We start from the raw sequence: 13,672 nt of genomic DNA on the forward strand, positions 1-13,672 counted from the left end.
ATTCAGTCGGCGGCGGGTGCGTGCTGGTCGGCCGCCGCCGGGATGTCGAACTCACGCCAGAACCCCGCCCGGATGGCGTAACGGTCGTGTTCGTCGATCTGGTCGTCCTTGTGCGCGAGCAGCCCGAAGCGGGCCGCGTAGCGCAGCAGCTCGCCGTCGATGCGGTGCGGGATGCGCGGGTACATCTGCGCCAGCCGCTGCAAGTGGCCCTGGTCGCCGAGGCGGGAGATCCAGCGGCGGGCGAAGACCTGCCCCACCTCGTACGGGTCGCCGCCGACGGTGGTGATGTCCTCCTCCCGGTCGGCCCAGCGCTGTTCGGCGGTGGTCAGCTGGGCCAGCGTCGGCAGGGAGGCGGCCTCGGGGGGCTCGGCGACCACGCCCGGCCGGTCGACCCAGCCCTTGTCGGAGGACCAGCGCAGGGTCGCGGTCGTCGGGTGCTGCACGGTCTGGGTGCCGGGTGCGCGCAGCGCGGCCAGGTCCTTGGGGGTGGGGACGCCCTTGGCGGCGGGGACCCGCCCGGGGGTGCCGTTCTCCGCCGCCGGGGCGGCCGGGGGGTGCGCGGGCTGCTGCGCGGGCCGTTCGGCCGTGGTGAGCGCGGACTCGGGCAGGGGGGCGGAGAGGATCGCGGCGATCTCGGGGCGGGGCGCGGGCGGCGGGGGGCAGACGCCGGTCAGCTCCTTGGCGCGGACGGCCTGGGTGATCCAGGCGCGGTCCAGCACCCGCCGCTCGTCGGCCTCGGCGACCAGGTCCTCGGACTGGTTGTAGTCGCCGTCGGCGGCCTGCACGGCCCACAGGTGGACGGCGACGCCGTGCTCCTTGGCCGCCATCATGCCGGGCAGCAGATCGCCGTCGCCGGTGACCAGGACGACGTCGGAGCAGGCGCGGTTGCGGGCCAGTTCGGTCAGTTCGGCGTGCATGGCGGCGTCCACGCCCTTCTGGGCCCAGCGTCCGTCGCTGCGGGTCAGGGCGCCCAGCCGGACGGTGACCCGGGGCATCACGCGCAGCCGGCGGTGCTCGGGCTGGGGAACCCGGTCGGGGGCGCCGTCGAACCAGTAGATGCGCAGCAGCGGGCGCTCGGTGTCGGACTCCGCGCGTTCGCGCAGGGCCTGGATCAGCGCGGCGTGGTCGACGGTGATCCGGGACCGCGAGGGCTCACCCGCGAGGAGGCTGGCGGCGGCGCCCAGCAGATACCCGGCGTCCACCAGGACGATGCAGCGGTCCACGCGACTCACCCTCTTCCCGGGAGGCTTTGCTTCGGACTTGCTTCGAGTCTGCCCGACCGGGCGGAGCTTAACGGCCCGAACTCGATCTTCGGCGTGGCGTTTCCGGTTCCCGGCCGCCCAGCTCCCCTGTCACACACGGTAATTATCCGACATGCGCCTGATGTCGGCGTATGTGAATCTGGTCCCGGCCCTGGCCCCTAGATCCCCCGCAGGAGGCATCACCATGGCCAAGAACAAGAACCGCAAGCAGGCAGGCCCGAAGAACCGCGCGCAGCAGAGCGAGCACGCGCAACGGCCCCCGGCCCAGGAGCCCGAGTCGCCGGTGTCGCACATCCAGGGCGGCCCGGCGGAGGGCGCGCGCAAGAAGCAGAAGAGCTTCGGCCACAACTAAAGGGCAGTTGAAGCCCGGGCACCTATGAGGGGCGCACCCGTGCCGGGCGCGCCCCTTTTCCTGCCCCTTCTCCTGCCGCTCTTCCGGCGCTGGCCTCAGCCGGTCTCAGCCGGCCAGGCAGGACGGGCCGAGCAGCACCTTCAGGTCGCCGAACAGGGCCGGGTCGGGCTTGACCCGGTGCCGGTCCAGGCGCAGCACGGTGGTCTTGCGCGGGCCCTGGAGCTTGATGCGCACCTCGCTGTCGCCCTTGTGGTGGCTGAGGATCTCGCCGAGGCGGCTGACCATCGGCGGGGTGACCCGGGTGGCCGGGATGGTGAGGATCACGGGGGCGTTGGTGCCCGCGTTGGACAGGTCCGGGACCTGGAGCTCCATCGCGACCAGCCGCGGCACGTCCTCCCGCTTGTCGAGCCGGCCCTTGACGAACACCACGGCGTCCTCGACGAGTTGGGTCGACACCAGCTGGTAGGTGGCCGGGAAGAACATGCACTCGATGGAGCCGGCGAGGTCCTCCACGGTGGCGATGGCCCAGGCGTTGCCCTGCTTGGTCATCTTGCGCTGGAGGCCGGAGATGATGCCGCCGATGGTGACCACCGCGCCGTCGGCGTGCTCGCCGCCGGTGAGCTGGGAGATGCCCGCGTCGGCCTTGTCGGCGAGGACGTGCTCCAGGCCGAAGAGGGGGTGGTCGGAGACGTACAGACCAAGCATCTCCCGCTCCTGGGCGAGCAGATAGGTCTTGTCCCACTCGTCGGTGGAGAACTCCACGTCGAGTCCGAAGCCGGGCTCGCTGCTGGTCTCCTCGCCCATCCCGCCGAAGAGGTCGAACTGGCCCTCGGCCTCCTTGCGCTTGACCGCGACCACGTTGTCGATCATCGGCTCGTACTGGGCCATGAGCCCCTTGCGGGTGTGGCCCATGGAGTCGAAGGCGCCGGCCTTGATCAGCGATTCGGTGGTCCGCTTGTTGCAGACCACCGCCTCGACCTTGTCGAGGTAGTCGGGGAAGGAGGTGTACTTCCCCTTCGCCTTGCGGCACTTGATGATCGACTCCACGACGTTGGTGCCGACGTTGCGGACGGCGGACAGGCCGAAGAGGATCACGTCGTCGCCCTGGGCCGCGAAGTTCGCCTCCGACTCGTTGACGTTCGGCGGGAGCACCCGGATGCCCATGCGGCGGCACTCGTTCAGATAGACCGCCGACTTGTCCTTGTCGTCCTTCACGGAGGTGAGCAGGGCGGCCATGTACTCGGCGGGGTGGTTCGCCTTCAGGTACGCCGTCCAGTACGACACCAGGCCGTACGCGGCCGAGTGGGCCTTGTTGAACGCGTAGCCGGCGAACGGGACCAGCACGTCCCACAGCGCCTGGATGGCCTCGTCGCTGTAGCCGTTCTTGCGGGCGCCGGCCTGGAAGATGACGAAGTTCTTCTCCAGCTCCTCCGGCTTCTTCTTGCCCATCACCCGGCGGAGGATGTCGGCCTCGCCGAGCGAGTAGCCGGCGATGATCTGGGCGGCCTTCTGCACCTGCTCCTGGTAGACGATCAGGCCGTAGGTGACGTCCAGGACCTCCTTGAGCGGCTCCTCCAGCTCCGGGTGGATCGGCGTGATCTCCTGCTGCCCGTTCTTGCGCAGCGCGTAGTTCGTGTGCGAGTTCATGCCCATCGGGCCCGGCCGGTACAGGGCCGACACGGCGGAGATGTCCTCGAAGTTGTCCGGCTTCATCAGCCGCAGCAGGGACCGCATGGGGCCGCCGTCGAACTGGAAGACGCCGAGGGTGTCGCCGCGCTGGAGCAGTTCGAAGGTCGTGGGGTCGTCCAGCGGCAGCGACAGCAGGTCGATGTCGAGGCCCTTGTTGGCCTTCACCATCTTGACCGCGTCGTCCATGATCGTGAGGTTGCGCAGGCCCAGGAAGTCCATCTTCAGCAGGCCGAGCGACTCACAGCTCGGGTAGTCCCACTGGGTGATGGTCACACCGTCGGTGTGCCGCACCCAGACCGGGACGTGCTCGGTGATGGTCTCGCTGGACATGATCACGCCGGCCGCGTGCACGCCCATCTGCCGCACCAGGCCCTCCACACCGCGCGCGGTGTCGATGACCTTCTTCACGTCCGGCTCGTTCTCGTACATCGAGCGGACCTCGCCGGCCTCGCTGTAGCGCGGGTGGCTGGGGTCGGTGATGCCGGACAGCGGGATGCCCTTGCCGAGGACGTCGGCGGGCATGGCCTTGGTGATGCGGTCGCCCATCGCGTACGGGTAGCCCAGCACGCGCGCGGAGTCCTTGATCGCGTTCTTGGCCTTGATGGTGCCGTAGGTGCCGATCATGGCGACCTTGTCGGCGCCGTACTTCTCGGTCACGTACCGGATCACCTCGACGCGCCGGCGCTCGTCGAAGTCGATGTCGACATCGGGCATCGAGATGCGCTCGGGGTTGAGGAACCGCTCGAAGATCAGGCCGTGCGGGATCGGGTCGAGGTCGGTGATGCCGAGGGCGTAGGCGACGATCGAGCCGGCCGCGGAGCCACGGCCGGGGCCGACCGCGATGCCCTGCTTCTTGGCCCACATGATGAAGTCGGCGACCACGAGGAAGTAACCCGGGAAGCCCATCGAGATGATCGTGTCCATCTCGTACTCGGCCTGCTTCTGGCGGTCCTCGGGGACGCCGCCGGGGTAGCGGCGCTCCATGCCGCGGCGGACCTCCTCCTTGAACCAGGTGACCTCGGTGTAGCCCTCGGGGATGTCGAACCTGGGCATGAGGTCGCGCTTCTCGAACATGCCGGCGGTGTCCACCATCTCGGCGACGAGGAGCGTGTTGGCGCAGCCCTCCTGCCAGGCGTCCGAGGAGTCGATGGCGTACATCTCGTCCGTGGACTTCAGGTAGTAGCCGGTGCCGTCGAACTTGAAGCGGTCGGGGTCGGAGAGGTTCTTGCCGGTCTGGATGCACAGCAGGGCGTCGTGGGCCCCGGCCTCGTGCGCGTAGGTGTAGTGCGAGTCGTTGGTGACCAGCGGGGGGATGCCGAGCTTCCTGCCGATCTCCAGCAGGCCGTCGCGGACCCGGCGCTCGATCTCGATGCCGTGGTCCATCAGCTCCAGGAAGTACTTGTCCTTGCCGAAGATGTCCTGGTAGTCGGCGGCGGCCTTCAGGGCCTCGTCGAAGTGGCCGAGGCGCAGCCGGGTCTGCACCTCGCCGGAGGGGCAGCCGGTGGAGGCGACGATGCCCTCGGACCACTTGGCGATGGTCTCCTTGTCCATCCGGGGCCACTTCTGCAGCCAGCCCTCGGCGTAGGCGTCGGAGGAGAGCCGGAAGAGGTTGTGCAGGCCGGTCTTGTTCACCGCCCACATCGTCTTGTGGGTGTAACCGCCGGAGCCGGAGATGTCGTCCCGCTTCTGGTGCGGCTGGCCCCAGAGGATCTTGCGCTTGTTGCGCCGGGACTCCGGGGCGACATAGGCCTCGATCCCGATGATCGGGGTGATTCCGGCCTTTTTCGCGGAGTGGAAGAAGTCGTACGCGCCGTGCAGGTTGCCGTGGTCGGACATGGCGATGTGTGTCATGCCCATCTCATTGCAGGCGTTGAACATGTCCTTCAGCCGCGCGGCACCGTCCAGCAGCGAGTACTGGGTGTGGACGTGCAGGTGCGTGAAGGGCGGCTTCGACACGGTTGAGCCTCCGGGGAAACACTCGGCGACGGGCAGGCGGACGGTTCTGGGGTCAGCGTCGAAGTCTATGCCTCGCCGCCGACAGTCGTCGGGCACCTGCGCGTACCGTCGTGCGTTGGAGACGACGGAAACGCTGTCGTACACATGCACCAGGAGGCACCCCGCGATGTCGGTCCCCCAGCTCGACGAGGAGCAGCGCGGCGAGGAGATCCTCGCCGTCTTCGACACCGCCTTCGGCCGGCTCCTGGCCGCCGACCCGGCCGCGTTCCGGGTGAAGTTCCGCAAGATGGCGGCCTCGGCGTTCGCGTTCTACCGGGGCACGGCGTGCCTCTTCTACCACGACCTGGAGACCGACAAGCGCGGCGGTCCGTACCTGGACGAGCGCACCTCGCGCGTGTGGATCCACGGCGACCTGCACGCCGAGAACTTCGGCACGTACATGGATTCGAACGGCCGGCTGATCTTCAACGTCAACGACTTCGACGAGGCCTACGTCGGCCCCTTCACCTGGGACCTCAAGCGCTTCGCGGCCTCCGTGGCGCTGCTCGGGTACGCGAAGGCGCTCAGCGACGCGCAGATCACCGAGCTGGTGACGGTCTACGCGCACGCGTACCGGGAGCGGATCCACTCGCTGGCCACGGGCGCCAAGCGGGACGAGGTGCCGCCGTTCACGCTGGAGACCGCGCAGGGTCCGCTGCTGGACGCGCTGCGTGACGCCCGCTCGATGACCCGGTTCGGGCTGCTGGAGTCGATGACGGAGATCCGCGACTTCGAGCGCCGCTTCGCCCCGGGCGGCGGCTCGATCGAGCTGGACGCGGCCACCCGCTACAAGGTCCTGGCGGCCTTCGACGGCTATCTGGAGACCCTGCCGGACTCCTCCCTGGCCCGCCCGGACTCCTACCGGGTGAAGGACGTCGTGGGGCGCCGGGGCATCGGCATCGGCTCGGCGGGCCTGCCGTCGTACAACATCCTCCTGGAGGGCCACAGCGACGCCCTGGAGAACGATGTGGTGATCTACATCAAGCAGGCGCAGACCCCGGCCGTCTCCCGGCACATCACGGATCCGGCCATCGCGGAGTACTTCCTGCACGAGGGCCACCGCACGGTGATCTCCCAGCGCGCCCTCCAGGCGCACGCCGACCCGTGGCTGGGCTGGACCGAGCTGGACGGCGCGGGCCAGCTGGTCGCCGAGGTCTCGCCGTACGCGGTGGACCTGGACTGGGGCGACATCGACGACCCGGAGGAGATCGCGGCCGTCGTCGCCGACCTGGGCCGGGCCACCGCCACCATGCACGCGGCGGCGGACGACACCTCCGGCGAGTCCCTGGTGCCGTTCTCCACCGAGCGGGCCATCGACGCGGCGATCGCGGCCGACGAGGAGGGCTTCGCGCCCCTGCTGGCGGACTTTGCGCACGGCTACGGCGCACGCGCGCGCGCCGATCACCAGATCTTCGTGGACCTGTTCCGCAACGGCCGGATTCCGGGGCTGTGACCTTCGCGGATTCACAGGCACCCTTTAGGGGTCTCTTACCCGCGGACGTGACACACTCTCCCATCGCTATGGACATATCCGGGACCCAGCTCAGAACCGTGCGCGCGGCGCTGTTCACGGCCTTCGTCGTGACGCTCGGCACCGCGTCGCACGTGCTGCTGTCCCGTGCCCCGCTGCCGGCGGCGACCGTGGCCGCGGTGGCCGCCGGGGTGTTCGTCACCGCGTACGCGCTGGCGGGCCGCGAGCGCGGCTTCGGCCGGATCGCGGCGCTGCTGATCCCCTTGGAGCTGGCCGCCGACACGGTGTTCACCACCGGCCAGCACGCCTGCTACGGCCCGGCGGGCGGCCCGGTCGCGGGCCCGCTGCGCGCGGTCGGCCTGGACGTGCTGTGCGAGGGCCGGGTGGGCTCGCCGCTGGCCCGGATGGCCGGCGGCTCCGACCGGGCGGGCGAGCTGTTCGCGCACACCGGCCCGGCCGCCGCCTGGCTGCTGCTGGCCGCGCACGTCGGGGTGGGGCTGCTCGCCGCGGCCTGGCTGCGCCGGGGCGAGCGGGCGCTGGTCCGGCTGGTGCGCGCGGTCGCCGCCACCACCTTCCGGCCGCTGCTGCTGGCGGTGGCCGCGGTCGTCGTGCGGCCGCTGCCGGTCCGCCGGCCGCACCGCCCGGCCCCGCGCCGCGCCACCGCCCGGGACCGGCTCCTCGCGCACTCCCTGGGACGGCGTGGACCGCCGTGCTCCCGCGCCGGCCGGACCGCCCTCGCCTGAGCCCCGGCTCCCGCGCGGCGGACGGCGCCCGAGCACGTCAGTCCCCCCATACGAACCGCGCACGACATGTGCGCGTCCCCCAGGGAGATCACCACTATGAGCAAGCGGAACAGCCAGGCCGCGAAGATGGCGGCCCGGGAGCGGCTGCGCCAGGAGCGCGAGCGGCAGGCCAAGCGCGACAAGGTCAGGCGCCAGCTGATCGTGGCCGGCTCGGTCGTCGCCGTGCTGGCCGCGGCCGGCGGCATCGGCTACGCCGTCGTCCAGGCCAACAAGCCCGCCCACTGGGAGTCCGTGAAGGACGACAAGCTGGTCAAGCCGGCCCACGCCTCCGGCAAGGACGGCACGACGATCCTGGTCGGCAAGAGCAGCGCCAAGAAGACGCTGGTGATGTACGAGGACCCGCGCTGCCCGGTCTGCGCCTCCTTCGAGCAGGTGGTCGGCCCGACCGTCAAGAAGGGCCTGGACGCCGGGAAGTTCAAGATCCAGTTCGTCGGTGCCACCTTCCTCGACAAGGGCTTCGGCGGCGAGGGCTCGAAGAACGCGCTGAGCGCGCTGGGCGCCGCGCTGAACGTCAGCCCGGAGGCGTTCCTGGAGTACAAGACCGCCCTGTACGCCAAGAAGTGGCACCCGGACGAGCGGGACGACAAGTTCAAGGACGACTCCTACCTGATCGAGATCGCCGACACGGTTCCCGCCCTGAAGGGCAACGCCAAGTTCCAGAAGGACGTCAAGGACGGCACCTTCGACCGGTGGGCGCTGGAGGAGGCCAAGGTCTTCGACAAGGACGGCGTCGACGCCACCCCGACCCTGAAGATGGACGGCAAGGCCCTGACGGGGGCGGACGGCAGGACCGCGCCGATGTCCGTCGAGGAGTTCGACACCGCGCTGGAGGCGGCCCTCAAGGGCTGAGCCGACGACACGCCCAACTGCGGGCGAACTTTCGCGAGTTCGCCCGCCTTCGCGCATACCGATCAGTAACCTGATCGGTCGTGACCAGTCGATACAGATCAGCCGGGGCCGCACAGGACCCCGGCTCGCTTTCGCCCCGCCGCCGTACGGTCGTCAAGGCCGCGGCGGCGTCCGCCGTGCTGGCCGGCCCGCTGGCCGCCGCCCTGCCAGCCCGCGCCGCCACCGGCGCCCCCGCCTTCCTGCACGGCGTCGCCTCCGGCGACCCGCTGCCCGACGGCGTGCTGCTGTGGACCCGGGTGACCCCCGCCCCGGAGGCCATACCCGGCTCCGGGCTCGGCCCGGACACCGAGGTCGGCTGGGTCGTCGCCCGCGACAAGGCCCTGACGGACGTCGTCGCCCGGGGCTCCGTCACCGCCACGGCCGCCTCCGACCACACCGTCAAGGCCGATGTACGGGGCCTCGCCCCGGCCACGGACTACTGGTTCCGCTTCTCCGCAGGCGGCACCGACTCCCCGGTGGCGCGCACCCGCACCGCGCCGGCGGCGGACGCCGACGTGCCCTCCCTGCGCTTCGGCGTGGTCTCCTGCGCCAACTGGGAGGCCGGGTACTTCGCCGCCTACCGCCATCTCGCGGCCCGGGGCGACCTGGACGCCTGGCTGCACCTCGGCGACTACATCTACGAGTACAAGTCCGGCGAGTACGCCGCCCGGGGCAAGGTCGTCCGCCCGCACGCGCCGGCCAACGAGATCCTCACCCTCGCCGACTACCGGATACGGCACGCCAAGTACAAGACCGACCCCGATCTCCAGGCCCTGCACCTGACGGCGCCGGTCATCGCGATCTGGGACGACCACGAGTTCGCCGACAACGCCTGGCCGGGCGGCGCGGTCAACCACACCGAGGGCGCCGAGGGCAGCTGGGCCGCCCGGCAGGCCGCCGCCAAGCAGGCCTACTTCGAGTGGATGCCGGTCCGCCCGGCCCTCGCCGGCACCACCTACCGGCGGCTGCGCTTCGGCAGGCTCGCCGATCTGTCCCTGCTGGACCTGCGCTCCTTCCGCTCGCAGCAGGCGTCCACGGCGAGCGGCTCGGTGGACGACCCGGACCGCACGCTCACCGGCCGCGCCCAGCTCGACTGGCTCAAGGCCGGCCTGAAGGCCTCCGACACGAAGTGGCGGCTGGTCGGCAACTCGGTGATGATCTCGCCGTTCGCCATCGGCTCGCTCTCCGCCGACCTGCTCAAGCCGCTCGCCAAGCTGCTCGGCCTGCCGCAGGAGGGCATCGCCTTCAACACCGACCAGTGGGACGGCTACACCGACGACCGCCGCGAACTCCTGGCCCACCTGCGGTCCAACGCCATCAGGAACACCGTCTTCCTGACCGGTGACATCCACATGGCCTGGGCCAACGACGTGCCGGTGGACGCGGGCACCTACCCGCTGTCGCCGTCGGCGGCCACCGAGTTCGTGGTGACCTCGGTGACCTCCGACAACCTGGACGACATCGTCAAGGTGCCCGAGGGCTCGCTCTCCGCGGTCGCGGCCCCGGTCATCAAGGCCGCCAACCGGCACGTCCACTGGGTGGACACGGACCGGCACGGCTACGGCGTGCTGGACATCACCGCTGAGCGGGCGCAGATGGACTACTACGTCCTGTCCGACCGCACCGCGCGGGACGCCCGCTCCAGCTGGGCGCGCTCCTACCGCACCCTGACCGGCACCCAGAAGGTCGAGCGGACCTACGACCCGGTGTGATCCCTCACCCGAGCGATTCGAGGAAGCCGAGCGCCACCCGCCAGGTGGCCTCGGCGGCCTCCGCGTCGTAGTCCGGCAGCCCGGGGTCGGTGTAGAGGTGGCCGGCCCCGGCGTACCGGTAGACCTCCACGTCGGCGCCGGTGCGGCCCATCTGCAGATACCAGGCGCTCAGCCAGTCGTCCGACTCGAACGGGTCGGGCTCGGCCACGTGCAGCTGCACCGGCAGCCCGTCCACCTGCGCGTTCGGCGCGATGTCCGACGTGCCGTGCAGGAGCAGCAGCCCGCGCGCCTTCTCGTCGCCGAGGGCGAGGGTCTGGGCGACGGAGGCCCCGAGCGAGAACCCGGCGTACACCAGCCCGCGCTCCGAGTACGGCGCCGCGGCCAGCACGGCCCGCTTCAGCAGCTCCTCCTTGCCGATTCCCTCGTTGAACTCCATGCCCGCCTCGACGGTGTCGAACGTGCGGCCCTCGAAGAGGTCCGGCGTCCACACCTCGTGGCCCGCCGCGCGCAGCCGGTCCGCGGCCTCGCGCACCGCGGGCCTGAGCCCGTAGGTCGAGTGAAAGAGCATGATGTTCATGAGGCCATGGTGCCAGCCGGGCGCGCCGGGGGCGTATCGCGGCCCTACCCACGCACGTGCCGAAGACACATGTTCATGACCGGCCGAAGCCGGTTACGTTCGGAGGCATGGAGACCGTACTCCGCCCCGCGATCGTGGCCGGTGGCGCCGTGGCGCTGACCCTGCTGGTCGGCTGGGCCACGGACCTGCTGCTGCGCAAGGCCGACGAAAGCCGTGGCGACTCCCCGCTGTGGGACCTGCTGCGGCGCGGCCGTGTCCCCTATCAACTCGTGCTGTGCGCGGCCCTGCTCAGAGGCTCCTACGACCAGGCCCGGCTGTTCCCCGAGCACCGCACCGGCGTCGGCCGGACGCTGACGCTGGTGCTGATCGGTGCGGCGGCCTGGCTGGTGATCAGGATCGCGGCGGCCATAGTCGAGACGACGTACACCCGTTACGCGCGCGCCCACCACGACCCGGCCCGGGTCCGCCGGGTGCGCACCCAGGTGACGCTGATCATGCGGGTGGTGTCGGCGATCGTCGGGGTGGTCGCCGTGGCGGCGATGCTGCTGACGTTCCCGGCGATGCGCGCGGCCGGCGCCTCGCTGCTGGCCTCGGCCGGTGTCCTCGGCATCGTGGCCGGTGTCGCCGCGCAGTCCACGCTGTCCAACATGTTCGCCGGGCTGCAGATCGCCTTCGGTGACATGGTCCGGATCGGCGACACGGTCGTGGTGGACGGCGAGTGGGGCACGGTCGAGGAGATCACCCTGACCTTCCTGACGGTCCGGACCTGGGACGAGCGCCGGATCACCATGCCCGTGTCGTACTTCACCTCCAGGCCGTTCGAGAACTGGTCGCGGGGCACCCCGCAGATGACCGGGATCGTCTACTGGCACCTCGACCACAGCGCGCCGGTGGAGGCGATGCGCGAGAAGCTGCGGGACATCCTGCGCGGGTGCCCGGCCTGGGACGGCCGCGCCTACGGCCTCCAGGTGACGGACACCACACCCAGCACCATCCAGGTGCGGGCCCTGGTCACCGCGAAGGACGCGGACGACATATGGACGGTGCGGGTCGCGGTCCGCGAGCAGATGATCACCTGGCTGGCCGCGGAGCACCCCTACGCGCTGCCCCGGGTGAACACCGCCGACGCGGCCCGCCCCCCGCACCAGGCCGCCTCCCCCGAGGGCACCTCCTTCCGCCGGGCCTACGAGTTCCCGCGCACCGGGCGCGGCTGAGCGGACGTCACCGCAGGCTGCGTACGTCGAGATGGCGCAGCACCCGGTCCACGATCTCCGGGTCCGCGCCGGGCTCGCTCCGCGCGGCCAGCACCTCGTGCCGCGCGGCGCTGAGCATCTCGTTCTGGATGCGCCGCACCCGTTTGATCCGCTTGACCCGCTGGACCTGGGCCTCGCGCCGCTCCTCCTCCCCCATGTCCGGGCTGATGCGGATCCCGATCTCGAAGGCGCGTCGCAGCATCTGCTCGGACAGCTCCTCGGGCAGCTCCTCGACCTGCTCGATCTCCCGCAGCCGGCGCTTGGCCGCCTTCGCGGCCCGCACCGCCAGGTCCTTCTCGAACTCCTTCTCCCGCGCAGAGTCGGCCCGCACCCCGAGCCGCCGCACCAGCCAGGGCAGGGTCAGCCCCTGCACCACCAGCGTGGCGATGATCACGCCGAAGGCGATGAAGACGATCTCGTCCCGGTCGGGGAAGGGGGAGCCGTCGTCGGTCCGCAGCGGCACGGCCAGCGCCAGCGCCACCGAGGCCACCCCGCGCATCCCGGCCCACCACATCACGACGGTCTCCCGCCAGCTCACCGGGATCTCCTCGTCGTAGTCCCGGCGGGCGTGCAGCCGTTTGGTCAGCCAGGTCGCCGGCAGCAGCCACAGCAGCCGTACGACGACCACCACGCCCACCACGGCCGCCGCCCAGCCGAGCATCTCGCCCCACCGGCCCTGGGCCGTGTGGATGGCGTTGTGCAGCTCCAGCCCGATCAGCCCGAAGGCGACCCCGGTGACGAGGGTGTCGATGATGTCCCAGAAGGTGTGCCCGGCGAGCCGGGTCAGCACGTCGTCGGCGCCGGTGGCGTACTCGGCGAGGAAGAGGGCCGTGGTGAGCACCGCGAGCACCCCGGAGCCGTGCAGCCGCTCCGCGAGCACGTAGGACGCGTAGGGCACCAGCAGGGTCATGCCGATCTGGAGCGTCGGGTCGCCCAGCAGGTCCATCAGCTTGTTCGCGCCCCAGCCCAGCGCCAGCCCCACGGCGACCGCGACGACGGCGGACAGCACCAGGTCCAGCCCGGCCTGCCAGGCCGAGAAGGTGCCGCTGACGGCGGCCGCGATCGCCACGTGGTACAGGACGATGGCCGTGACGTCGTTGAACAGCCCCTCGCCCTCCAGGATCGACACCAGCCGGCGCGGCAGCCCGAGCTGCCCGGCGACGCTGGTGGCGGCGACCGGGTCGGGCGGGGCGATCAGGGCGCCGAGGGCGACGGCGGCGGCGAACGGCAGTCCGGGCACGATCTGGTGGGCGACGACCGCCACGCTGAACATCGTCACGAACACCAGGGCGACGGCCAGCAGGAAGATCGGCCGGACGTTGGCCGCGAACTGCCGCCAAGAGGTGCGGCGGACGGCGGCGTAGAGCAGGGGCGGCAGCAGTCCCGGCAGGATCAGCTCGGGCGGGATGTCCACGTTGGGTACGAATTCCACCACTGCCAGGACCCCGCCGAACAGGGTCATCAGCACCGGCGCGGGCACCCCCAGCCGGTCCCCGACCGGGACGCTCACCAGGGCCCCGAGCAGCAGTACGAACAACAGAGCCAGCTGGTCCACGGACGGCGCTCCGGGGGTCGACGATCACACGGCCGCGTTCCAGTCTGCCATCGCGACCTGCGGATTCCGCACGACGTCCCGGCCGGGTGGGGTCCCGTCACGGCGTTCCGGCCGG

The 13,672-nt window shown here is 71.0% G+C and carries 10 protein-coding genes; 6 read left to right on the forward strand and 4 right to left on the reverse strand.

Going from position 1 to position 13,672, the window contains the following annotated elements; genetic code table 11:
* Positions 1-2: 2 nt before the first annotated feature.
* Complete coding sequence (locus IH25_RS0108275) at positions 3-1,223, reverse strand: NYN domain-containing protein (RefSeq protein ID WP_030605436.1); 1,221 nt, start codon at positions 1,221-1,223, stop codon at positions 3-5.
* 223 nt (positions 1,224-1,446) lie between these two features.
* On the opposite strand from IH25_RS0108275, the gene IH25_RS41560 reads away from it, so the two are divergent.
* Positions 1,447-1,614, forward strand: coding sequence for a hypothetical protein (locus tag IH25_RS41560; RefSeq protein ID WP_167346016.1), 168 nt, complete (start codon positions 1,447-1,449; stop codon positions 1,612-1,614).
* 105 nt (positions 1,615-1,719) lie between these two features.
* On the opposite strand, the gene dnaE is transcribed toward IH25_RS41560, so the two are convergent.
* Positions 1,720-5,259 carry a DNA polymerase III subunit alpha gene (dnaE, locus tag IH25_RS0108285; protein ID WP_030605439.1) on the reverse strand — a complete coding sequence of 1,180 codons (3,540 nt, stop codon included), beginning with the start codon at positions 5,257-5,259 and terminating at the stop codon, positions 1,720-1,722.
* A gap of 166 nt (positions 5,260-5,425) precedes the next feature.
* Here dnaE and IH25_RS0108290 point away from each other — a divergent pair, with 166 nt between their 5' ends.
* The 4 genes from IH25_RS0108290 to IH25_RS0108305 all read left to right on the forward strand — a co-directional run bounded on the left by IH25_RS0108290 (position 5,426) and on the right by IH25_RS0108305 (position 10,172).
* Positions 5,426-6,751, forward strand: coding sequence for a DUF2252 domain-containing protein (locus IH25_RS0108290; protein ID WP_030605442.1), 1,326 nt, complete (start codon positions 5,426-5,428; stop codon positions 6,749-6,751).
* Between the two features lie 68 nt (positions 6,752-6,819).
* On the forward strand, positions 6,820-7,512 hold the full coding sequence (locus IH25_RS0108295; protein WP_030605446.1) for a hypothetical protein: 693 nt from the start codon (positions 6,820-6,822) through the stop codon (positions 7,510-7,512).
* A gap of 96 nt (positions 7,513-7,608) precedes the next feature.
* Positions 7,609-8,421: a thioredoxin domain-containing protein gene (locus IH25_RS0108300; protein WP_030605448.1), complete on the forward strand. Its 813-nt coding sequence runs from the start codon at positions 7,609-7,611 to the stop codon at positions 8,419-8,421.
* A gap of 80 nt (positions 8,422-8,501) precedes the next feature.
* Entirely contained in the window at positions 8,502-10,172 is a 1,671-nt protein-coding gene (locus IH25_RS0108305) for an alkaline phosphatase D family protein (RefSeq protein ID WP_030605451.1), read from the forward strand.
* 4 nt (positions 10,173-10,176) lie between these two features.
* Here IH25_RS0108305 and IH25_RS0108310 read toward each other — a convergent pair whose 3' ends face one another.
* Positions 10,177-10,749, reverse strand: coding sequence for a dienelactone hydrolase family protein (locus tag IH25_RS0108310; protein ID WP_030605453.1), 573 nt, complete (start codon positions 10,747-10,749; stop codon positions 10,177-10,179).
* Between the two features lie 107 nt (positions 10,750-10,856).
* On the opposite strand from IH25_RS0108310, the gene IH25_RS0108315 reads away from it, so the two are divergent.
* Positions 10,857-11,963 (forward strand): mechanosensitive ion channel family protein, encoded by a 1,107-nt coding sequence (locus tag IH25_RS0108315; RefSeq protein WP_030605456.1) that lies wholly within the window; start codon positions 10,857-10,859, stop codon positions 11,961-11,963.
* A 7-nt stretch (positions 11,964-11,970) separates the two neighbouring features.
* Here IH25_RS0108315 and IH25_RS0108320 read toward each other — a convergent pair whose 3' ends face one another.
* Entirely contained in the window at positions 11,971-13,557 is a 1,587-nt protein-coding gene (locus tag IH25_RS0108320) for a Na+/H+ antiporter (protein ID WP_030605458.1), read from the reverse strand.
* Between the last annotated feature and the right edge of the window lie 115 nt (positions 13,558-13,672).

This window comes from Streptomyces achromogenes subsp. achromogenes (assembly GCF_000720835.1).
Taxonomy (GTDB): Bacteria; Actinomycetota; Actinomycetes; order Streptomycetales; family Streptomycetaceae; genus Streptomyces; species Streptomyces achromogenes.